The following is a 20,575-nucleotide window of genomic DNA, read 5'->3' on the forward strand; positions in this document are numbered from 1 at the left end:
CTTGACCGCGCCGGAACGGCGGGCCCGCCGCCCGGCCGGTCACCGCGCCCCGGGTCCGCCGCCCCGCCGGTACTCGCGCGGGCTCGCGCCGTACGCGGCCTTGAACAGCCGGCTGAACCGCGCCGCGTCCACGAAGCCCCAGCCCGCCGCGATCGCGCTGACCGGCCGGCCGAGCTGGAGCGGGTCGCGCAGGTCGCGCCGGCAGTGCTCCAGCCGCCGCTGCCTGATCCACGCCGAGACGGTCGTGCCCTCGTCCTGGAAGATCTTGTAGAGGTAGCGGGTCGAGACGTGGTGCGCGGCGGCGACGCGGTCCGGGCCGAGGTCCGGGTCGCCGAGGTGGCGTTCGATGTAGGCGCGCGCGCGGACCAGCAGCGCGCCGCGGGTCCCGGCCGCGGGGGCCGCGACGTCGAGCCGTTCGGCGAGCAGCGTCACCAGCAGGTCCAGGACGTTGTCGGCGAGCCGTACGGCGGCCCGGCCGTCCAGCTCGTCGAGGTGCCCGGCGAGCCCGGCCAGGAACGGCGACAGCACCGCCCCGAGGCCCCGCCGCCCGGAGATCCGCGTCGCGGTGATCCCCGCGACGGCCTCGTCCGGCAGCCGCAGCAGGCGGCGCGGGAACATCAGCACGAGCTGCCGGTACGCGTCGTCGAACGCCAGTGTGTACGGCCGCGTCGTGTCGTAGACCGCCAGGTCCCTCGGGACGAGCGGGGCCTCGCGGCCGTCCTGCGTCAGCACGCAGTAGCCCCTGAGCTGCACCCCGAGCTTGTAGTGGCCGGGATCGGACCGGGCGATCAGCGCGCCCGTGCGGCGCACGACGTGCGGGCCCGCGGCGACCTCGGCGACCTTCAGCGCGCCCAGCTCGAAACCGCGCATGCTGCCGTCGAAGCGTTCGGGCCGCGCGGCGTCGGTGCGCAGCGGGACGAACATCTCCGACACCGCGCTGCGCCAGAACTCGAACCGCTCGGACGGGACGAGGTCCGAGGTGCGGATGAGCAGCGTCATGCGCGGCCCCTACTCCATGGCGGCGCGGACGAGGTGGGTGTCGGTGAACTGCTCGAACCCCGTGATCCGCCCGTCCTTCACCTGCCACACGTGGACGAACCTGACGCGCATGGACCGTCCCGTCCGCCGGTACGTGCCCGAGTAGACGCCGATCCCCACGACCGTGCCGTCGCCGCCGTCGACGAGCCGGTCGGGATCGGCGCGGAAGCCCTTCCACTCGCGGCCGAGCCGTTCGAACACGCCCGAACGGACCTCGTCGGGGCCCACGTAGGTGCCCGCGTACGGGAACCCGGCCATCTCCGTCCACCGGATGTCCGCGGCGAACGGCTCGACCATGCCGTCCAGGTCGCCGCGGTCCGACGCCGCGTAGTGGGCCTTGACGATGTCGTACGCCTCGCTCACTGATGCCCCTCCCGTGTTGGAGATCCGGACGGCCGGACGCCGGCCGTTCCCGTCGCCCGCCAGCCTTCCGGCGATCGCGCCCCGATGGAAGACCGCGACGCCCTCCGACCCGTCCGGCCGGGCGCTCCGCGCCAGTCCACCGCCCCGCCCCGCCGCGGCTCTTGCCCCTGCCGGAACAGTCCTTGTCCGTAACGGAACGACCCGCGTCAGATCGGGACCGCGTTCGGCAGGACGGCCTGGGCGAACGTGCCGCCCTTGGCCGGGGCGACGTAGCAGAGCACCAGGTGGTCCTGGGAGGCGCTGCCCGGCTCCAGGTCCTTGAAGCGCAACCCGACCGGGACGGACGGCCGGTACTTGCGCGCGAGCGGCCGCCAAGCACGGGCGCAGCCCTTCCGGGCCAGCCGTTGCGTGCGGTCGACTCCGGCGTGGGGCGGCAGCGTCGCGATCGGCGGTGCCTGGGGGACGATGACACCCGCGTACACCTGGCCCGCGTGCGGGGCCGTGCAGCCCGGGTAGCGGACGCTGGTGGAGTCGTTGCCGAGCGGTGAGAAGCAGTCGCCGGGCCTCAGCTCGTCCCAGGCGCGCAGCCTGATCGAACGCGGGTCCAGGCGGCCCGTCGTCGTACTGCCGAACGGGCCCGTCGCCGCGCAGCGGACGCGCGCCTCGGGGGCTTCGGCCGTGGCGTCGGCGGGCGCCGTCGCGGGCGGCGGCACGTTCGGCGGCGCGTACGGCTCGCCCGCTTCCCCGCGGGGTCCCCCGCCTTCCCCGCCCGGTTCCTCGCTTGGTTCCGCGCTCGTGGGCGGACCAGGGCGATGACCTCGCCGCGGTCGATGGGCAGCCGGGTCCCGAACCGCTTGGCGACCAGCCGGTCGCATATCGCCTCCTTCTGCCCGGCGTCCGGGACGTCCTTGAGGCGGGGAGTGGCGGCCGGCGCGTACGCGGCGACGATCTCGGCCTCGTGCGGGCGCTCGCAGGGGATCAGCCGGGTCTCCAACTGCTGGCGTCCGCTCGGGAACTCGAAGCAGTCGCCCAGCCGCGGCGGGGCCGCGGGGTCCGGACCGGCCTTCGCGCCGTCCTCCCCGCCGAACGCGCCGGTCGCGGCCAGCGCGGCGGCGCCGAGGGCGAGGACGAGGGCGAGGACCCCCGCGCCGAGGACGGCGAACAGGGCGCGGCGCGGCGGGCGCGGTGCGGGAGGAACGCCGTCAGCGGGCGGTGGGACGGTCACGGACCCGGAGATTAACCAGAAACCATGACCGGCGGTCTATATCGCTGTGGATTTGGCGATTCTGTGACTTGGCGGGCACGTGCGAGCGGCGCGCGGGTCAGGCGCCGGTGCCGGGGGAGAGGGAGGTGATCTTGATGCTGGAGGAGGTGCCGCTGGCCGGGACCTTGCCGCCGGTCCAGCGGGCGCTGATGCTGTCGCGCTCGTCGGGCGGGGTCACCACGACCGTCGCGGGCTGGACCGCGTTCGCGCCGGTGATGTCCGGGGAGGGGAAGCTCAGCCCGGCCCAGGCGCTGCGGCCCGGCGCCAGCCTGAACAGGCTCCCCGCGCCGCCCGTGCGCACCGGGTCCGCGCCGATCTGCCCGCCCTCGGCGGCGAAGAACCCGGCGCCGGGGAAGCCGTGGAGCGTGCAGGTCTGGGACGAGATGTTGGTCAGCACGAGCGGGAAGTTGCGCTGCCCGGCGCCGGGGCTGCCGCGGCCGATCGAGGCGCGCAGCTGCGAGGAGTGGCACCGGTCGGTGGACGAGCCCGTCCTGGTGGGCCTGCCCGCTCCGGCCGTTCCGCCCGGCGAGGCGGCGCCCGGCTTGGAACCGGTGCCCGGCGTGCCCGATTCGCCCCCGCCCGGGGATTCGCTCCCGGCCGGGGAGGAGCCGCCGGGCGCGGGCGCGGCGGCGCCCTTCACGGGGGTCGGCGTGTCCGAACCGCAGGCGGCCAGCCCGCCGCTCAGGACGCCGGCGGCCACGCCGGCGCCGATGACGTTGAGCAGGCGACGAGTGTTCATGGTGGGGTCCTCCGTTGCGAGTGCGTCTGTGTGGGCCTTCACCAAGGGAGATCCGGGGCGGGCGGAAAAGGTTCCAAAAAAGTTCTCAGGCCGATATCCGCAGGTCGGACAGGACCCGGCGGGTCTCGTCGCTCCCGGCGGACTGCCGTACCTGCACGTACGCGTGCGCGGACGCGCCGGGGGCCGAGAGCGTGATCTCCTCGACCGTGCCCGTGCCGGGGCAGTCGAACCGCCGGTCCACGCCCTGCCAGCGCCCCGCCCGGACCGTGTGGCGGCCGCCGTCGCGGCAGCCGGGATGGGTGATGCCGTCCACCCGGCGGCCGAGGTCCTGCGGGCTGAGCCCGGCGAACACCCCCTCGTCCTCGGCGCGCAGGTCGGGCCAGTCCGCGACCGAGGCGGCGACGAGCAGGCCCGGCTGCCGGCCGCCCTTCCCTCCGACCGTGCTCGGGTCCCAGCCGGAGTCGGCGAGCTGCCCGCCCCAGGGGTCGGGCACCTTCAGGTGGATCCGGCCGGAGCCGTCCTGGACGGAGACCGTCCCGGACCCGTGCCACGGCGTCGTGAGGGCGTAGTACCCGCCGCCCGCCAGGACGGCGACGGCCGCCGGGACCGCCAGCCACCGCCATCTCCGGCGGACGCCCGGCACGGAACGGCCCGGACGCCCCAGCTCGGCGGCGAACGCCCGGGCGCTCGGCCACCTGTCGTCCCGTTCGGGCCGCATCGCCCGCAGCAGCACCTGCTCCACGCGCGCGGGGATCTCGGGCCGCAGCGCCCGCGGCGCGACGATCTGGCCGGGCGGCCCCGGCACCGTGCCGGTCAGCAGGTGGTAGCCGATCGCCCCGAGGCTGTAGACGTCGGCCCGTTCGTCCAGCCCGGCCGTGGGCCCCATCTGCTCGGGCGGCATGTAGCCGGCCGAGCCCGCGCCCATCGTCAGGCCCGAGGCGTGCGCGAGGCTCTTGGCCAGCCCGAGGTCGGCGATCAGGAGCCGCTCCCGGCCGCCGGGGACCGAGCGCACGAGCACGTTGGACGGCTTGAGGTCGCGGTGCAGGATCCCCGCCTCGTGCAGGTCGGCGGCGCCCCGGGCGACCTCGGCGGTCAGCCGGACGGCCTCGGCGACGGGCAGCGTCCCCTCGGCCAGCCGGTCGGCGAGCGTGCCCCGGTCGGCGTGCTCCATCACGAAGTAGGGGCGCCCGTCGGGCAGCTCCCCGATGTCGAACACCTGCGCCACCTGCGGCGAGGACGCCTGGCGCAGCAGCCGCGCCTCGGCCAGGAAGCGCTCGCGGACGTCGGCGCGCCGCGCCCAGTGACCGGCCATCACCTTGATCGCCACGGCGGTCTCCAGCGCGTCGTCGCGGGCGAGCCAGACCACCGCGAACGCCCCGGCGCCGAGCTCCTCCTCCAGCCGGTAGCGGCCGATCATCTCAGGCGACATCATCCTGCTATGGTGCCGTAGCTGCGAGTTGTCGAGAAACGGGGGACGTGTGGCGCTGCCCGCGCGTGCGGAGGAACTCGCGACCCAGGCCGCCGCGGGCGACCCCGCGGCGCTGGAGGAGCTGCTCCGCGAGATCCGCCCGGAGGTCCTGCGGCGGTGCGTCCGGTTCCTGCCCTGCGAGCAGGACGCCGAGGAGGCCGCCCAGGACGCGCTGCTCCTGGTCGCCCGCAAGATCACCACGTTCGAGGGGCGCAGCCGCTTCGGCACCTGGCTGCACACGGTGGTCACCAACTGCGCCCGCAAGACCTACGCCGACCTGAAGCGCCGCCAGGCCGACCCCCTCACCGAGGCGCACACCAACACGCGCCCCGACCCGCGCACGACCAGCGTCATCGCCGGATCGCGCATCGACCTGCTCGACTCCCTCGAACGGCTCGAACGCGCCCACCCCGGCCTGGTCGCCCCCGTGGTCTACCGCGACGTTTGCCAGATGGAGTACGCCGAGATCGTCGAGCTGCTCGGCCTCAACCTCGGGACCGTCAAGTCCCGCCTGCACCGCGGCCGCCAGTACCTCCAGCAGTGGCTGCGGGAGACGCCCTGACGGGCCGCGGTCAGCGGTCGTCGAGGAGGGGGCGGCGGGGGTCCCAGGTGGTGCCGTGGCGTTCGTCGTGGCGGCGGCGGGCGAGGCCGGACAGGGCCTCCAGGACGACCCGGTTGGCCAGGGACGACGTGATGTCGGCGTGGTCGTACGGCGGCGAGACCTCCACGATGTCGACGCCCGCGACGGGCAGCTCGTAGGCGACGCGCCGGACGGCGTCCAGGAGCTGCCGCCCGGTCAGGCCGCCGGGCTCGGGCGTGCCGGTGCCGGGGGCGTGGCCGGGGTCGCACACGTCGATGTCGACCGACAGGAACACCGCGTCGCAGCCGTCGACGGCGGTCCGGAACGCCTCGTCCAGGCACGCGTCCAGGCCGCGGGCGGTGATCTCGGTCATCTCGTACGAGCGCATCCCCTGCCGCGCCATCCACGCCAGCGTCTCGGGGCCGGGCCAGTAGCCGCGCAGGCCGATCTGGAGGAACCGGTCGCCGCGGACGGCCCCGGACTCGATCAGCCGGCGCATCGGCTGGCCGTGCCCGATCAGCGACCCGAACTCGACGTCGCCGGTGTCGGCGTGCGCGTCGAAGTGGATCATCGAGACCCGGCCGGCGCCGAGGTGGTCGGCGACCCCGGCGGCGTCCGGCCAGGCGATGGTGTGGTCGCCGCCCAGCACCAGCGGGATCGCGCCGCCCCGCGTGATGGCGTGGACGGCCTCCCGCAGGTCCCGGACCGAACGCTCGGCGTCCCCGGAGTACATCTCCACGTCCCCGGCGTCGTAGACGGTCAGGTCCCCCTGGAGGCCGTCCACCCGCAGCGCCAGCGAGGGCCGCGACCCGTCGTGCGGCAGGGAGCACGACTTGCGGATGTACTGCGGCCCGAACCGCGTGCCGGGCCGGTTGGAGGTCCCGCCGTCGAACGGCGCGCCCAGGATGACCACGTCGGCGTCCCCGTAGGTGGACGGGTCCGGCCACGTGCAGCGCGGAACGCCGAGGAAGGTGATGTCGGGGCCGTACTGCGGTCCGTACCGTTCTGCCGGGGCCATCTGCCAACTCCAGGGTCGTCGTGCCGGGCACATGCGTCGCTTTTGCCACGATGCTCCCGATTCGACGGGACGACCACCGGCGCGCGGATTCGGACGGGCCGGATGCCGTTCACCGGGCGCGGCGTCAGCAGTCGGCCCGCTCGGCCTTCGGGCCCGGCTTCGGCGGGGCGTCCACCACCGACACCCGGAGGATCGCGCTGGACGCCACCAGCGCGCCCGCCGGACCCTGGTCGCCGCTCTCGACGACCACGCCGCGCTCGCCGAGGAAGCGGAACGTGGCGCGGTCGAAGATCAGCTCCTCGCGCACGCCGTCCACCACCCGGGCGACCGCGACGCCGTGCCGTCCCGCCGCGTCCTGCGAGTCGTCCACCACCCGGACGCCGGGGATCCGCGCGATCGCGCGGTAGAGCGCCGCCCGCACCTTCGGCGGCGCGGCGGAGGAGACCAGCACGTCCGACGCGCTCTCCCAGAGCCGGTCGCCGCGGTCGCCGTCGCCGCCGCTCTCGTCGAGCAGGCGCAGCAGCGCGTCCGGGTCAGCGGGCACGGCGCCGAGGTACGGGCGGTCGATCGGCGCGCGCGTCCCGCACGGCTCGGACACCATCTCCTCGGGCGCGTGCGCGGCCTCGGTCGCGGTCGAGGGCAGCGGGCGGCCCGGGATGGGCAGCGGCGGGAGCGTCCGGTGGCGGCTCAGGTCGGGCCGCGAGCCGTCCACCGACTGCCACGTCCGCACGTGCTGCCGCCCGAGCCAGCGCGCGTCGTCGGACGCGCTCGCGGGCTGCGTCTCCTGCATCTCCTGGTAGAGGTACTGGTCGGGCCGGGGAACGGGCAGCGGGTCCTTCAGGGCCGCCGCCGCGGCGCGGTCCATGAGCGCCGACACGTTCGCGACCTCCACCGCGGTCGGCTCCCCGCCGCCGTCCGCGCCCAGGTACGACACCGCGACCGCGCCCGCCACCGCGACGGCCCCCGCCGCGGCCAGCGGCAGCGGCCGGACGAACCGCATGACGGCCCGGCGGCGCGGCGCGTCCGCCTCCAGGCCCGCGAGGAAGCGGGCCTCGGCCCCGGCCAGGTCGAGGTCCGCCGGGACCTCCGCGCGCAGACGCCGCGTCTCGGACAGCTCATTCATCGGCCTGCTCCTCCGTCACCGCGGTGGGATCGATTCCGCCGAGCGCGCCGCGCAGCTTGCCGCGCGCCCTGTTCATCCGTGACCGGACCGTTCCGGCCGGGACGCCGAGCGCCCGGCCCGCCTCGTCGTAGGTGAGCCCCTCCCAGGCCACCAGCAGCAGCACGTCGCGCTGCGCGGCGGGCAGCCGCGCGAGCGCCGCCGCGAGCGCGCGGCGCGCGGCGCCCGCGCTGAGCCGGGTGTCGGCCGCGTCGGAGAACGACTCGGTCACCGGGTCGGCCCCGGTCCGCGCGAGCGCCCGCAACTGCCTGACCTCGTCGCGCCGGTGCCGCCGCACGAGGTTGGTCGCGATCCCGTACAGCCACGCCCGCGCGTCCCCGCGCGCCGTGTCGTACGACGCGCGCGCCCGGAACGCGACCAGGAACGTCTCGGCCACGATGTCGTCGGCCGGGCCGGGCCCCAGCCGCCGGACGACGTACCGCATGATCGCCGGAGCGTGCCGGCGGAACAGCGCCGCGAACCGCTCGGGCTCCCGCAGGGACCAGACGATGACGGACGCGTCGTCCAGGTCGTGCGGCGGAGCCGGCGGATCGCGCGGCGGCACCTTCCGGGCGGTGTGGGGCATGGAGTCGACCTCTCGCTCGCGGCCATGACACCTGTACTTGCCCGCACCCCCGATCCCGGGTCCCACCGCCACCCGCGGCCGTCGCCCGGCTCGGTGCCCTTGCGTGCGCATGCCCGAGTCCGGGGGGCCGGGCTCGGGCATGTGCGGGGTCTGCCGCCGGGGGCGCGGTCCGTTCGGTGGACGGAGCGGGTGCGTTCCGCGGCGGCGGGAGTCTACCGGCCGGTCTTCGGCTTGGCGGAGGCGCAGCCGAAGGCGAAGACGTGGATGTGGCGGCCGGTGGGGTCGCTCTCGTTGGGGGCGAGGCTCGCGCCGTGGCAGACGTAGTCGCCCCGGGACTCGGTGGTGATGCGGAACGGCCGGAAGAGCTGGCCCCGGGCGGGCGCGCCGGGGCCGGGCAGGCAGGAGTCGCCGGTGACGCGCAGCGGAGCCGACCCGATGCCGCTGGTCGCCCCGCCGACGCACGCGTAGGTCGGCTCCGCCGCTGGTGGATCGGGCTTGGCCGGGGCGGCGTGGGCGGGCGCGGCGAGGGCGGGCAGGCCGGCGGTGAGGGCGGCGGCGAGCAGGGCGAGACGACGCATCCGGGATCTCCCTTGATCGTGGCGTGGCGCGGGCCGCGCGATCGCGGCCTCGGCGATCTCCGCCTACTACCTGCTGCGTTCGGATGGTCACTACACCGCGCGGACGGTAGATCTTCGCCGGGCGCGCCGCTCCTAGCGGCCGCCGGTCACGCGGGGGTAGGCGACCTGCCACGCCACGACGGCGGCCATGAGCAGCGCCAGTGACCAGGCCGGGAGGTCCGCGCCCAGCGCGGCCGCGAGGACGGGCGCCGCGACGCAGGGGAGGGCCCAGCCGAGGAGCCACCGCAACGGGAGTCTGGCCATGGCGCCGAGGACCGTGGTGGCCAGGAAGTACAGGGCCAGGCCGCCGCACAGGAGCCAGCGGGTGCCGTCCGGGAGGTGGCCGCTCGCGTGGGCGGCGACCGCGCCGAGGCCCGCGGCGACCGAGGTGATGCTGACCGTGGCGGCGAAGTGGCCCGGGAGCGCGGCGGTGGGCGTGGGGCCCTCGGCCTCGAAGTACGGGACGCCGTTCACGCCGTGCTGGAGGGTCAGCCACCAGAGGCCGACCAGGAGCGCGAAGCCCGACAGCGCGGCGACGACGAGGCGGGCGTCCCAGTGCGACAGCGGGTTCCCGGCCGCGTCGACCAGCTGGATGACGGCCTCGCCGAGCACGATGATGACGAAGAGGCCGAGCCGTTCGCCCAGGTGGGACAGGTCCAGGATGGCGCGGGTCGGCGCGGGCGGCACGCCGGGGCCGTGCCGCCGGCGGCGCTGCTCGCTCTGCCGGGCCACCGCCTCCAGCAGCCGGTCCGGGTCCCTGGACTGCCTGATCGAGAACGTGAGGTCGAGGGCCGCGCCGAGGGCCCACAGCCAGTAGCGCGCCGGGGCGTCCACCCAGATGGAGGCGAACCAGGGCAGCAGGCCCGCGCCGGCCTGCGCGGACGGCCAGGACGTGAGGATCTTCCCGGTCCGCTGCCACGTGCTGGACGCCAGCATCCGGCAGACGATGTAGGCGATGACGAACGTCCTGCTGTGGTCGACGTCCGGCGCGTCGTGCAGCGCCTCGGGGACCGCGGTGGGGACGGCGGCGGCCATGACGGCGATGCCGAACATGGCGATCAGCATCGCGCGCTGCCGGGTCAGCCGCCCGGCGACGTTCGCGTAGAGGGTGAACGACGTCCACACGTTCCAGACCGCGTAGTAGAGCAGGGCGAACGCGGCGACGCCGGCGGCGGAGGGCGCGTCGTGCACGCGGTGGGCGAGCTGCGCCACGGCGGCCACGACGACCAGGTCGAAGAACAGCTCCAGCCAGCTCGCGTGGCGTTCGGCCACCGCCTCGTTGTCCGACACGGACAGCGATGATCCCAGACCGGGCCCGGACGGGGGAGGAGGCCCGCCCGGACGGGCGTTCTCCGGCGCCGCGGGCCGGGTTCTAGAGGCGGGTGAGGTCGACGGTGCCGGCCCCGGTCTGCGGCCGGGGGATGAGGGCCCACAGGACGGCCAGCGCGGCGAACGCGGCGAGGAGCACGAGGGCCCCGGTGCGGCCCCTCGCCCAGCGCGCCCGGAACCGGATCGGGTCCTCCACGAGCACCTTGGACAGCCACGCCGCCGCGACGGAGGCGGCGACGACGACGGCCGTACGGCTCCAGCCCGCGATGCCGAGGCGTTCCTCGCTCAGCAGCAGGGTCAGGGGCCAGTGCCAGAGGTAGAGGCTGTAGGAGATCTGGCCGAGCCAGCGCAGCGGGCGGACGGCGAGGACGCGGCCGAACGGGGCGTTCGGCGCGTGGGCGGCGCAGGCGATGAGCACGGCGCAGGCGAGGGCGTGGAGGAAGAGGCCGCCCCGGAACAGCATGGGGGAGTCCTGGCCGCCGACCGCGGCCCAGTACGTTCCGATGCCGCAGGCCAGGGCGAGGCCCGTCCACGCGCACGCGGGCCGTCCGGCGCGGGCCAGGAGGCGGGACACGGGCGCGGTGGCCATGAGCGCGCCGAGCAGGAGCGAGAACGCGCGGGTGTCGGTGCCCTCGTAGACGCGCGTGGTGTCGGCCGGGTCGGCGAGCACGATCATGAGGACCAGCGACAGGGCGGCTCCGGCCGCGGCCACGGCGGCGACGCGCCGGTGCGCCCGGGGGCCGCGGGCGACCAGGGCGAGGACGAGCGGCCAGAGCAGGTAGAACTGCTCCTCGACGGCGATGCTCCACAGGTGCGCGAAGCCCCTGGTGTCGGCCGCGTCCCAGTACCCGACCCGTTCGGCGACGAAGTGCCAGTTGGCGAGGTTCGCCGCGACCCACGGGGCGTCGTCGAGGGCGAACCGCAGCAGGGCAGGCGGGCCGGACGCCCAGCACAGGAGCAGCGTGCCCGCGATCGTGACGGCGAGCGCGGGCAGGAGGCGGCGCGCGCGCCGTCCCCAGAACGCGACGAGGTCGAGGCGTCCGCCGCGCGCCCGCGTCTCGTCCAGCAGCAGCCCGGTGATCAGGAAGCCGGACAGGACGAAGAACAGGTCGACGCCGAGGAAGCCCCCGCCGAAGTGACCGGTGTGGAACAGCAGCACGCCCAGGATGGCCAGGCCGCGCAGCCCCTCCAGCGGCGCGACGCGCCGCCGGTCGCCCGGCGGCGCCGGGGAGGCGTGGTGCGCGGGCCGTGCGGGGCGTCGGGAAGCGAGGTGTGCGGAGGCATGGGGCTCCATCGGGATCGGCGGGGCGCGCCCGCGGGCCGGGCCGTCCGGCCCGCGGGCGTGGTCGCGCCCCGGCGGCGGGCGGGTTTACTTGCAGCCGAGCCGGCTGTAGACCTTGGAGCCGGTCCACGGCCCGGTGGCCCACCGCTCCGGCGGGGCCGGGGCGAAGGAGTACAGCTCGTGCTGCCGGTCGCCGAACCACTTGGCGAACGCGGCCGAGCCCTGCTGGCAGGAGTGGATGCCGTCCTTGCTGCGCTGCGCCTTGGGCGCGGCGCGGTCGGTCCCCCACAGGGCGGAGGAGTTGAGGAAGTGGACCGTCTCCGGGTGCCTGCGCGCGACCTGCACGGCGGCCTTCGGCGCGGTCCTGATCTCGTTCGCGTGCGGCTTGTAGAAGTCGTCCATCTTGAACGGGGGCGACGGCAGGATGAGCAGTTCGGCGTTCGCGGCCTTGACGGTCCTGGCCAGACGCTCGTAGCCCGCGCGCTGCTCGGCGGGGGTACCCCAGTCGTAGGTCGTGATCTGGTACGCGACGACGTCCGGCTTGAACGTCCGCAGCTCCTTGGCGAGCGCCTTCCAGGTCGGCTGCGCGATGGGCCCGGTGACGCCGCCGCCCCCGGCGGCCGCCATCGACCTGAACTCCGCGCGGCCGGCCTTCATCGCCGCTTCGAGCGCGGGGGCCTCCGCCTCGGCGATGGAGTCGCCCATCCACAGCAGCCTGCGCGGCTTGGCGTCCTGCTTCGTGCCGCCGGACGGCGCGGGCCCGCCGTCGGCCTTGCCGTCGCCGCCCGTTCCCTGGCAGGCGGTGAGCGAGAGCGTGGCCGCCGCGGCGGCGAGGGCGAGGCCGGCGATCCGGTGAACGGATCCGGGCAGCCGGAGAAGAGGCGTGGTCGTGATGTGCATGCCGCCAGCACAGCCCACGCGGACGCCGCTCGGACGGCCGGTCATCGTTTCATCACGTACCGGGAGAAGGCCCGTCACACCGGACGAGCAGCATGGTCATCAGCCGGGCGTCCGCCCCCGGAGCCGGTGCCGTGAGTGAACGCCCACCGCGACACCCCGGGCGATGCCGCGGGCCGCGGGCCGTCACGGGTTCATCATGAAACGCGAGACCGGGCGTCACACGCTTCGCGCACCCTGGTCGAAGGCCGCCGCCCGTCCGGAGGAGGAGAACGCACCGCCCATGGCACGAGTCCTGCTGATCGAAGACGACCCCGCCGTGCAGAGGGGCGTCACCCTCGCGCTGAAACGCCGCGGCCACGACGTGGAGGTCGCGGGCAGCGGCGAGACGGGGCTCCCGGCCGTGGAGCGGCACCGCCCGGACCTGGTCCTGCTCGACCTGATGCTGCCCGGGATGAGCGGGCTGGAGGTGTGCCGCAGGCTCCGCGAGAGCAAGCAGATCCCCATCATCATCCTGTCCGCCCGCGACGACGAGATCGACATGGTCGTCGGGCTGGAGGCGGGCGCGGACGACTACATCATCAAGCCCGCCAGCGCGGAGATCATCGCGGCGCGGATGCGGGCGGTCCTGCGCCGGGTCGCGCCCGTCCAGGGCCCCGGCGCGGACCCGCCGCCCGCTTCGGGAGCGGAGGTCCACGGCGACCTCACCGTCGACCGCACCACCCTGGTCGTGGCCAAGCACGGCGCCGAACTGGCCCTCGCGCCCTCCGAGCTCAAGCTGCTGCTCTTCCTCACCGCCGCGCCCGGCCAGGTCTACAGCCGCCCGCAACTCCTCGAACAGGTGTGGGAGCACTCGTTCTACGGCGACGCCCGCCTCGTCGACGCCTGCGTCATGCGCCTGCGCGCCAAGATCGAGGACGATCCCCGCAGACCGGTGTACGTGCAGACGGTGCGCGGTTTCGGCTACCGGTTCGGGCCCCTCGCATGACGGTCCGGCGCCGCGTTCCGCGGGGCGCGCGGGCCCGCGCCGTGCCGCGGGGCGTACGGGTACGGGTCGCGCCGCGGGGGCTGCGGGCTCGCCTCGTCGTCGCGTTCCTGCTGGCCACCGCGTTCGGCGCCGTGCTCACGGCGGGCATCACGTTCCACCGGGCCCGTTCGGCGATCCTGGAGCGCACGCGCGGCACCGCCCTGGCCGAACTGCGGGCGCAGCTCGCCTCCCTCGCCCCGGACCTGGTCGTCCCGCCCGGCACGCGGGACCTGCGCGGCCTGGCCCGCAGGCTCGACCAGGCCGGAGGCGCCCGCGCCTGGCACGCGGCCGCCGCGTACAAGGACGGCCCGCTGCTGTCGGCGTCCCCCGGCGCCCCGCCCGTTCCGGACGAGCTGCGCCGCGCCGTTCAGGACGGCGGAACGGCGACCTACCAGTACATCGAACGCCGGGGCGGCTCCTGGCTGGCCCTGGGCACGCCCGTCGCCTACGCGGACGACCCCGGCCGCCCCGGCGCGCTCTCCGGGCTGACGGTCTACGCCGTCCTCCCCCTCAAGAAGGACGAGGCCGACGTCCGGGCCCTGGTCACCGCCGCCGAGGCCGGGGCGGTCCCGGCCCTCGCCCTCGCCGTGGTCCCGGCCCTGTTCGCCGCCCGCGGCGTCCTGCGCCCCGTACGGCGCCTTCGGCACGGCGCCGAACGCATCGCCGCGGGCGACCTCGGCACTCGCCTGCACGCCGAGGGGCACGACGAGCTCGCCGCCCTGATCCGCTCGTTCAACGCCATGGCCGACACCCTGGAGAGGGACGACGCCGAGCTGCGCCGCATGGAGGCCGGCGCGCGCCGCTTCGCCGCCGACGTCGCCCACGAGCTGCGCACGCCCCTGGCGGCCATGGCGGCCGTCACCGAGGTCCTCGACGAGGACGCGGCCTCCGGCGTCCTGCCCGCCGACACCGCCGACGCCGTACGGCTCATCAGCGAGGAGACCCGCGGCCTCGTCCGCATGGTCGAGGACCTGATGGAGGTCTCCCGCTTCGACGCGAGGACCGCGCCCGTCCACGCGCAGGACGCCGACCTGCGCACCATCGTGGCCAAGACGCTCCAGCTCCGCGGCTGGGCGGGCGACGAACGCGTCCGCGCCGACCTCCCCGAAGAGGTGTACGTGCACGCCGACCCCCGCCGCCTCGACGTCATCCTGGCCAACCTGGTCGGCAACGCGCTGCGGCACGGCCGCCCTCCGGTCGCCGTCGCCGTCGGCGCACGCGACGGCCGGGCCGTGGTCACCGTCACCGACCACGGACCCGGCATCCCGGACGACGTCCTGCCGCACGTCTTCGAGCGCTTCTACAAGGGCGACACCGCGCGCACCCGTTCCGAGAGCAGCGGCCTCGGCCTGTCCATCGCGTACGAGAACGCCCTCCTCCACGACGGCACCCTGACCGCGGGCAACTCGCCGGAAGGCGGAGCGGTCTTCACCCTGACCCTGCCCCTGGCCGCACACCCGCAGGAGCAGCCATGACCCGCCGTCCGCCGTCCCGCCGCGCCCTTCCCGTCGCCGCGCTCGCCGTCCTGCTCGCCGCCACGGCGGCCGCGTGCGGGATCGACACCACCGGTCCCGTGCGCGCGGGCCCGCCGGCGTCCGGCATCCCGCGGCCCGGCGCGCGGGCGCAGTCCACCCAGCTGTACTTCGCGGGCCCGTACGGCCTGCACGCCGTGTTCCGTCCGACGGGCCGGCGGCTCGGCCCGCAGAACGCTTTGGACCTCCTCCTGAAGGGCCCGACCGACGCCGAGCGCCAGCGCGGCCTGGTGAGCCAGGTACCGCCGATGGCCGGGGAGGTCACCGCGACCGCGACCACCGGAGCCGTGGACGTCCTCGTCCCCGTCTCGGTCGCGACCGGCGAGCTCGACGTCACCGCGGTCGGCCAGCTCGCGTGCACCGCCGCCCACGCCGAGGTGCCCGGCGGCCGGCCCGCCACGCGGGTCGACATCCGCATCCACGAGAACGACACCCGCTCCGAGAGCCCCTGGACCGTCCGCTGCGGCCCCAACGGCACCGTGTCACCGGTGATGAGCTAGCCGCCCGCGCCGCGCCCCCGCCGTCCCCGCCGCGCTCCTGCCGTCGCGGGCCGTAGGGTTTGTGATAGCCTCTAACTATATTTTGGGTGTGTAGCTGACGGCTGGGGAAGGCGGGCGGGACCATGGCGGAGGCGGGCGCGAAGGCCGGTGCGAAGGCGGGCGCGACGTCCCCGCGCGAGCGGTACCGCACGCAGGTACGCGCGGAGATCAAGGAACGCGCGTGGGAGCAGATCGCCTCGACCGGCGCGTCCGCGCTGTCCATCAACGCGATCGCCAAGCAGATGGGCATGAGCGGGCCCGCGCTCTACCGCTACTACGCCGGCCGCGACGCCCTCATCACCGACCTCATCCGGGACGCCTACCGCAGCCTCGCCGACTCCCTCCTCGCGGCCTCGGCCGGGGGCCCCGACCTGGCCGTGCTGGCGAACGCCATGCGCGCCTGGGCCCTCGAAGACCCCCAGCGGTACTTCCTCATCTACGGCACGCCCGTCCCCGGCTACCACGCGCCCGACGACACCACGCTCATCTCCGGCGAGATCATGGCGCTCCTGCTCGACGCCTGCGCGCCGCTGGCCGCGGACAGCCCCGCCGCCCCGTTCGACGCGCATCTGGACGACCACCGGGAATGGGCGGACGGCCACCCCGCCCCGTCCACCGTCCTGCACCGGGCCCTGACCTTCTGGACCCGGATCCACGGCGTCCTGTCCCTGGAACTCGCCGGGCACTTCGCCGGGATGGGGTTCGACCCCGCCCTGCTCTTCGCGGACGAGCTGGACCGCCTGCTGGCGCCCTGACACCTCTCCACCGCCGTCCCCTAGGGCGTTTGGAGGGCGGTGGTGGGGGAGAGGCGGGCGGCGCGGACGGCGGGGTAGAGGCCGGCGAGGGTGCCGATCGCGAGGGTGGCGGCGAACCCTGCGGAGATCGACCAGACGGGGACGACCGGGGGCAGTCCGGCGGACGCCGCGTACGCGGCGGTGGCCAGGGAGCCGAGGACCATGCCCGCCGCGCCGCCGAGCACCGAGAGCAGGAGCGACTCGGTGACGAACTGGAGGCGGACGTGGCCCCGGGTGGCGCCGAGGGAGCGGCGCAGGCCGATCTCGTGCCGCCGCTCCAGCACGGAGACGACCATGGTGTTGGCGACTCCGACGCCGCCGACGAGCAGGGCGACCGCGCCGAGGCCGAGCAGCAGGTCGGTGAACGCGCCGGTGGCCGCGGCCTTGGCCTGGAGCGCCGCGGAGGGGTCGGTGACCTTGACGTCCTGCGGGTTGCGCGGGTCGATCGTGCGGGGCAGCAGGCCGCGCACGCGGGAGACCGCGCCGTCGGCGGAGCGTGCGTAGACCGAGGTGGGACGGCCGTCGAAGCGCAGGTACTCGCGCGCCGCGTCCCAGCCGGTCAGCGCGGACCGTTCGATCTCCGGGGCCAGGGGCAGGGGGGCGAGGATGCCGATGACGGTGAAGTAGCGGTCGGCGATGAAGACCTGCCGGCCGATCTCGTCGACGCCGAGGCGGCGGGCCGCGACGGAGCCGAGGACGACGGAGGGGAAGCGGCCGTTTCCCGCGTTCAGCCAGGTGCCGCGGCGGAGTTCGCCGCGCAGGGTCGCGAGCAGGGTCTCGGTGGCGGCCTGCGCGGTGATCCCGCCCGTGTCCTCTTCGGGGATCTTGTCGGAGCGCCGTACGGTGCCGGTCAGCGTCCCGGTGGCCGCGGAGTGCTCCACGCCCTCGATGCGCCGCGCCGTCTTCTCGGCGCCCGGGGTGAACGCCGCCTTCTCGCCGGTCAGCAACGAGACGCCCGGGCTCGCCACCAGCAGGTCGGTGCCCAGCCTGTCGAGCCGCCGCTGGACGTCGGCCTTGCCGGACGCCGAGATCCCCACCACCGAGATCATCGTCGCGATGCCGATCGCGATGCCGAGCGCGGACAGGACGACCCGCGCGGGACGGGTGCGCAGCCCCGCCGCGCCGGTGCGCAGCACGTCGGCGGCCGAGAGCCTGGCGGGCCGCGGCCTCGCGGCCCTCACGCGGCGGCCCTCGCGGTGTCGGAGACGATCAGCCCGTCGCGGAGCCGCACCCGCCGGGGCAGCGTCGCGGCGATCTCGTGGTCGTGGGTGATCACGGCGATCGTGGTCCCTCCCGCGTTCAGGTCGTGCAGCAGCGCCATCACCGCGTCGCCGGACGCGGTGTCCAGCGCGCCGGTCGGCTCGTCGGCGAGGAGCAGGACGGGGTCCCCGGCGATGGCGCGGGCGATCGCGGCGCGCTGCTTCTGGCCGCCGGACAGCTCGTGCGGACGGTGCGCCATCCGGTCGGCGAGCCCGACCCGTTCGAGCACCTCCGCGGCCTCGCGGCGGCGCGTCCGGAGCGGCCGGCCGCTGTAGAGCAGGCCGTCCGCCACGTTGTCCAGCGCGGAGACCCCGGGGGCCAGGTGGAACGACTGGAAGACGAACCCGAGGCTCTGGGCGCGCAGCGCCGACAGCTCGCGGTCGCGCAGGTCCGCCACCTCGTGCCCGGCGATCCGGACCGAGCCGCTGGACGGGCGGTCGAGGGTGCCGACGATGTGCAGGAGCGTGGACTTGCCCGAGCCGGACGGCCCGACGATCGCCGTCATCTCCCCGCGCCGGACCGTCAGATCGACGCCGGCGAGCGCCGCGACTCCGCCGGGGTACTCCTTGCGCACTGCGGTGAGCTCGACGACGGGTTCGCCGGACGGGCTCGTCGCGGGGCTCATGCGGACGGCACCTCGACCTTCACGCCTTCGCTGAGACCGTCCCCGGCCACCTCGACGCGGCCCTCGCCGAACACGCCCAGCTCGACCTCGACCGTACGGCGGCCGGCGCCGTTCACCGTCCGGACGCCGTAGCCGCCGCCCGGCAGCGCCAGCAGGGCCTGAACGGGCACCGACAGCACGTCCTTCCTGGTCCGCGTCGTGATGTTCACGGTGACGGGCGCCTGGTCGAGGCCGGTCACCCGCCCGGGGTCCGCGAGGCCGACGACGACCTTGACCTTGGCCGCGCCGTCGCCGTCGCCGTCCGAGCCGTTCCCGCGGTCCTTGGAGGCCGTCGTGCCGACGCTCCTGACCGCGCCCTCGGCGGTGCCGCCGCCCGGCAGCTCCACGGTGACCCTGGTGCCCTTCCTGAGCGTGCCGGCCTGCTCGACGCCGAGTTTCAGGGTGACGACCCGTTCGGTGCCGGAGGCCGTCACGATCGGGCCGCCGGGGGCGACCCGGTCGCCGACCGAGGCGTTCCGGTCGCTGACGCGGACGGGGCCGGGCGCGAAGACGATCGCGTCGGGCCCGACCGTTCCGGTGGCCTTGGCGCGGTGGTCCTTCTGCCAGCGCTCGACCGCGGCGGCGGTGGCCCCGGTGTACTTCCTGTCGACGGTGAGCCCCTGGCCGTAGCCGAGGACGCCGAGGTTCTTCTCCAGTTGCAGCACGTCCGGTCCTTCGTCGCCGGCCTTGAGGTTCCGGTACATCGGGCGCGCGCCGTACATCAGCCGTACGGGCCGTCCGTCCAGCTCGTACAGCCTGTCGCCCGCGCCGGCACGGGAGCCGGGCCTCGCGATCCACGTGACCACGCCCGCCGCGCCGGCCTTCAGCCCGCGGTCGCCGCCGTAGCCGAGGGTGCCCTCCACCGAGGTGGAGTCGCTCAGGTCGCCCCGCCGGACAGCGGCGGTCGCGGTGGACGCGTCCGGATCGCGGCGCGTTTCCCCGCTGTCGCCCGCGTTCACCGCGACCGCGGCTCCCACGGCAACGGCCACCACCGCCGCCGCGCCGGCGCCGATGGCCCTGCTCCGCCTCATCGGCCGGTCGATCCGATCTGGGAGCCGCACGCCTTGTTGGCCTTGTCGAACTCCTGCTTCTTCGCCGCGGTGCTCGGCAGCGGCAGCGCGGCCGTCGCCCCACCGTCGAACTTCGGGTCCGGCATGTTGACGCCGTGCTCGCGCATGCAGCGCGCGAACCTGAGCTGCTTGTCCTTCTCCGCCTGCGAGACCGGCTTCGGCTCCGGGATCCCGGCGACCGTACGGCACGCCTTCACGGCCTCCTCGATCTTCTTCGCGCTCATGCCCCCGCCGCCGAGGGTGATCCCGCCGGCGTCCTCCCCGGCCTTCGGGTCGGGCATGTCGACGCCGTGCTCGCGCATGCACTTGGCCAGCTTGAGCTGCTGGTCCGCCGAAGGCCCGCCGCCCGCGGACGCGCCCGTCGCGGAGCCGTTCGACTCGTTCTCCCCGCCGCCGGAGCCGCCGCACCCGGCGGTGAGGAACGCCAGGGCGGCGAGCCCGAGGGCGGCGGCGGGGACGCGCGGGCGGCGCTGATGGACGGTCATCGGAGGGTCCTCCCGGTCGCGGCCGGGCCCCATCGGCCCGGCGACGCCCACAGCGTCACCGAGTCCGGTGTTTCGTTTCCTTAACCGGAGCGGCGACGGCCGCTTTATCTTTTCGAAAGCGCCGCTCGGATAGACCTGGCGTATGCGCGTGCTGCTGGTGGAGGACGAGAGCTATCTGGCGGAACTGGTCGCCGACGGGCTCCGAGGACAGGCGATCGCTACGGACGTCGCCCACGACGGCGCGGAGGCGCTGCGCCGGTTCGAGGCGATGGACTACGACGTCCTGGTGCTGGACCGGGACCTGCCGGAGGTGCACGGCGACGAGGTCTGCCGGCGCGTCGCGGGCAGCGGGCGGCTGACGCGGATCCTGATGCTGACCGCGTCCGGGACGGTGCGCGACCGGGTCGAGGGGCTCGGGCTCGGCGCCGACGACTACCTGCCCAAGCCGTTCTCCTTCGAGGAGCTCGTCGCCCGGGTGCTGGCGCTCGGGCGGCGCGCCCGGCCCGCGCTGCCGCCCGTCCTGGAACGGGCCGGGGTCGCGGTGGACGTCGCGCGCCGCCGGGCGTCCCGCGACGGCCGCCGCCTGGACCTGTCGCGCAAGGAGTTCGCCGTGCTGGAGGCGCTGATGCGGGCGGACGGCGCGGTGCTCGGCACCGACGAGCTGATCGAGCAGATCTGGGAGGAGCACATCACCTACAACTCCAACGCGGTACGGGTGACCGTCAGCAAGCTGCGGGCCAAGCTCGGCCCGCCGGCCGTGGTCGAGACCGTCTCCGGGTCCGGCTACCGGATGGGCGCCGGCTCGTGAGGATCACCGCGAGGGCCCGGCTGACCGCCCTGTACGGCGGGCTGCTGCTCGTCGCG

General features: G+C 75.3%; 23 protein-coding genes. 6 read left to right on the forward strand and 17 right to left on the reverse strand.

Annotation, left to right across the window (positions count from 1 at the left end):
• Positions 1-39 precede the first annotated feature (39 nt).
• The 6 genes from GEV43_RS24320 to GEV43_RS24345 all read right to left on the reverse strand — a co-directional run bounded on the left by GEV43_RS24320 (position 40) and on the right by GEV43_RS24345 (position 4,836).
• Complete coding sequence (locus tag GEV43_RS24320; protein WP_160822666.1) at positions 40-999, reverse strand: helix-turn-helix domain-containing protein; 960 nt, start codon at positions 997-999, stop codon at positions 40-42.
• A gap of 9 nt (positions 1,000-1,008) precedes the next feature.
• A complete protein-coding gene (locus GEV43_RS55070; RefSeq protein WP_160822667.1) occupies positions 1,009-1,401 on the reverse strand; it encodes a nuclear transport factor 2 family protein in 393 nt (130 codons plus the stop codon).
• A gap of 206 nt (positions 1,402-1,607) precedes the next feature.
• Positions 1,608-1,883 (reverse strand): hypothetical protein, encoded by a 276-nt coding sequence (locus tag GEV43_RS55075; protein WP_160822668.1) that lies wholly within the window; start codon positions 1,881-1,883, stop codon positions 1,608-1,610.
• Between the two features lie 83 nt (positions 1,884-1,966).
• Complete coding sequence (locus GEV43_RS24335) at positions 1,967-2,626, reverse strand: hypothetical protein (protein ID WP_160822669.1); 660 nt, start codon at positions 2,624-2,626, stop codon at positions 1,967-1,969.
• A gap of 97 nt (positions 2,627-2,723) precedes the next feature.
• Entirely contained in the window at positions 2,724-3,404 is a 681-nt protein-coding gene (locus GEV43_RS24340; RefSeq protein WP_160822670.1) for a DUF4232 domain-containing protein, read from the reverse strand.
• Positions 3,405-3,489: 85 nt separating this feature from the next.
• Positions 3,490-4,836: a serine/threonine-protein kinase gene (locus GEV43_RS24345; RefSeq protein ID WP_175250126.1), complete on the reverse strand. Its 1,347-nt coding sequence runs from the start codon at positions 4,834-4,836 to the stop codon at positions 3,490-3,492.
• Positions 4,837-4,882: 46 nt separating this feature from the next.
• Between GEV43_RS24345 and GEV43_RS24350 the strand changes: the two genes are divergently transcribed.
• The gene (locus tag GEV43_RS24350; protein ID WP_160822671.1) at positions 4,883-5,434 is read left to right on the forward strand and encodes an RNA polymerase sigma factor; all 552 of its coding nucleotides are present in this window, start codon (positions 4,883-4,885) and stop codon (positions 5,432-5,434) included.
• A gap of 10 nt (positions 5,435-5,444) precedes the next feature.
• On the opposite strand, the gene speB is transcribed toward GEV43_RS24350, so the two are convergent.
• The 7 genes from speB to GEV43_RS24380 form a co-directional block, all read right to left on the reverse strand.
• A complete protein-coding gene (gene speB / locus GEV43_RS24355) occupies positions 5,445-6,470 on the reverse strand; it encodes an agmatinase (protein WP_160822672.1) in 1,026 nt (341 codons plus the stop codon).
• A gap of 124 nt (positions 6,471-6,594) precedes the next feature.
• Positions 6,595-7,593, reverse strand: coding sequence for a CU044_5270 family protein (locus tag GEV43_RS24360; RefSeq protein WP_160822673.1), 999 nt, complete (start codon positions 7,591-7,593; stop codon positions 6,595-6,597).
• The gene (locus tag GEV43_RS24365) at positions 7,586-8,215 is read right to left on the reverse strand and encodes an RNA polymerase sigma factor (RefSeq protein WP_160822674.1); all 630 of its coding nucleotides are present in this window, start codon (positions 8,213-8,215) and stop codon (positions 7,586-7,588) included. Before GEV43_RS24365 ends, GEV43_RS24360 begins: the two co-directional genes overlap by 8 nt.
• Before the next feature lie 212 nt (positions 8,216-8,427).
• A complete protein-coding gene (locus GEV43_RS46960; RefSeq protein ID WP_164717148.1) occupies positions 8,428-8,793 on the reverse strand; it encodes a hypothetical protein in 366 nt (121 codons plus the stop codon).
• Between the two features lie 132 nt (positions 8,794-8,925).
• Positions 8,926-10,122, reverse strand: a complete 1,197-nt coding sequence (locus tag GEV43_RS24370) for a low temperature requirement protein A (protein ID WP_160822675.1) — start codon at positions 10,120-10,122, stop codon at positions 8,926-8,928.
• An 82-nt stretch (positions 10,123-10,204) separates the two neighbouring features.
• A complete protein-coding gene (locus GEV43_RS24375) occupies positions 10,205-11,455 on the reverse strand; it encodes an acyltransferase (protein WP_160822676.1) in 1,251 nt (416 codons plus the stop codon).
• 75 nt (positions 11,456-11,530) lie between these two features.
• Positions 11,531-12,343 carry an SGNH/GDSL hydrolase family protein gene (locus GEV43_RS24380; protein WP_160822677.1) on the reverse strand — a complete coding sequence of 271 codons (813 nt, stop codon included), beginning with the start codon at positions 12,341-12,343 and terminating at the stop codon, positions 11,531-11,533.
• 280 nt (positions 12,344-12,623) lie between these two features.
• Here GEV43_RS24380 and GEV43_RS24385 point away from each other — a divergent pair, with 280 nt between their 5' ends.
• The 4 genes from GEV43_RS24385 (at position 12,624) to GEV43_RS24400 (ending at position 16,193) form a co-directional block, all read left to right on the forward strand.
• Positions 12,624-13,328, forward strand: coding sequence for a response regulator transcription factor (locus GEV43_RS24385; protein WP_160822678.1), 705 nt, complete (start codon positions 12,624-12,626; stop codon positions 13,326-13,328).
• Complete coding sequence (locus GEV43_RS24390; RefSeq protein WP_160822679.1) at positions 13,325-14,842, forward strand: sensor histidine kinase; 1,518 nt, start codon at positions 13,325-13,327, stop codon at positions 14,840-14,842. The genes GEV43_RS24385 and GEV43_RS24390 overlap by 4 nt, the downstream gene beginning before the upstream one ends.
• The gene (locus GEV43_RS24395) at positions 14,839-15,399 is read left to right on the forward strand and encodes a hypothetical protein (protein WP_160822680.1); all 561 of its coding nucleotides are present in this window, start codon (positions 14,839-14,841) and stop codon (positions 15,397-15,399) included. Before GEV43_RS24390 ends, GEV43_RS24395 begins: the two co-directional genes overlap by 4 nt.
• 122 nt (positions 15,400-15,521) lie before the next feature.
• Complete coding sequence (locus GEV43_RS24400) at positions 15,522-16,193, forward strand: TetR/AcrR family transcriptional regulator (protein WP_160822681.1); 672 nt, start codon at positions 15,522-15,524, stop codon at positions 16,191-16,193.
• A 20-nt stretch (positions 16,194-16,213) separates the two neighbouring features.
• Here GEV43_RS24400 and GEV43_RS24405 read toward each other — a convergent pair whose 3' ends face one another.
• The 4 genes from GEV43_RS24405 to GEV43_RS24420 are packed head-to-tail and all read right to left on the reverse strand — an operon-like array spanning position 16,214 to position 19,711.
• Entirely contained in the window at positions 16,214-17,413 is a 1,200-nt protein-coding gene (locus GEV43_RS24405) for an ABC transporter permease (protein WP_160822682.1), read from the reverse strand.
• Entirely contained in the window at positions 17,410-18,117 is a 708-nt protein-coding gene (locus tag GEV43_RS24410; protein WP_160822683.1) for an ABC transporter ATP-binding protein, read from the reverse strand. Before GEV43_RS24410 ends, GEV43_RS24405 begins: the two co-directional genes overlap by 4 nt.
• A complete protein-coding gene (locus tag GEV43_RS24415; protein ID WP_160822684.1) occupies positions 18,114-19,187 on the reverse strand; it encodes an efflux RND transporter periplasmic adaptor subunit in 1,074 nt (357 codons plus the stop codon). The genes GEV43_RS24410 and GEV43_RS24415 overlap by 4 nt, the downstream gene beginning before the upstream one ends.
• Positions 19,184-19,711 carry a hypothetical protein gene (locus tag GEV43_RS24420; protein WP_160822685.1) on the reverse strand — a complete coding sequence of 176 codons (528 nt, stop codon included), beginning with the start codon at positions 19,709-19,711 and terminating at the stop codon, positions 19,184-19,186. Before GEV43_RS24420 ends, GEV43_RS24415 begins: the two co-directional genes overlap by 4 nt.
• A gap of 142 nt (positions 19,712-19,853) precedes the next feature.
• On the opposite strand from GEV43_RS24420, the gene GEV43_RS24425 reads away from it, so the two are divergent.
• Entirely contained in the window at positions 19,854-20,519 is a 666-nt protein-coding gene (locus GEV43_RS24425; protein ID WP_160822686.1) for a response regulator transcription factor, read from the forward strand.
• Positions 20,520-20,575: the final 56 nt, after the last annotated feature.

Source organism: Actinomadura sp. J1-007 (genome assembly GCF_009793335.1).
GTDB lineage: Bacteria > Actinomycetota > Actinomycetes > Streptosporangiales > Streptosporangiaceae > Spirillospora > Spirillospora yumaensis.